Origin of the sequence: Pseudomonas viridiflava, from assembly GCF_900602065.1 — a bacterium.
Taxonomy (GTDB): domain Bacteria; phylum Pseudomonadota; class Gammaproteobacteria; order Pseudomonadales; family Pseudomonadaceae; genus Aquipseudomonas.
The window spans coordinates 1-304 of sequence record NZ_UWFN01000266.1 but is presented as its reverse complement, the minus strand read 5'-3'; the positions used below and the strand labels follow the sequence as shown (position 1 = coordinate 304).

Sequence of the window (304 nt, the reverse complement as noted above, 5' to 3'; positions counted from 1 at the left end):
GGTACATACGCCGTGGCGCCAGGCGAGTGGCAACCATGCGCGAGTCGGCGAGGCGCCCCAGACGAATAGCGAGGTCGAGGCCCTCAGGTACCAGGTCCAGCTGGCGGTTGCTCAGCTCCATGTCCACCCGCAATTGCGGATACACGCCCATAAAACGTGTCACCAGCGGCACGATAAACCGTTCGCCGTAAGCCACCGCGCAGGTCATGCGCAACATGCCCTTGGGCTCGCTCGCCAGGTCGCCCACGGCGCGCAGGGCTTCCTCGCGGCCATCCTGCAGGCGCTGGCAATGTTGCAAAAAGGT

1 protein-coding gene is annotated in these 304 nt (G+C 64.8%); it reads right to left on the bottom strand.

The window, feature by feature from the left end:
• The coding region (locus EE949_RS18225; RefSeq protein ID WP_241152859.1) for a LysR substrate-binding domain-containing protein at nt 1-304 on the bottom strand (304 nt) is incomplete at both ends.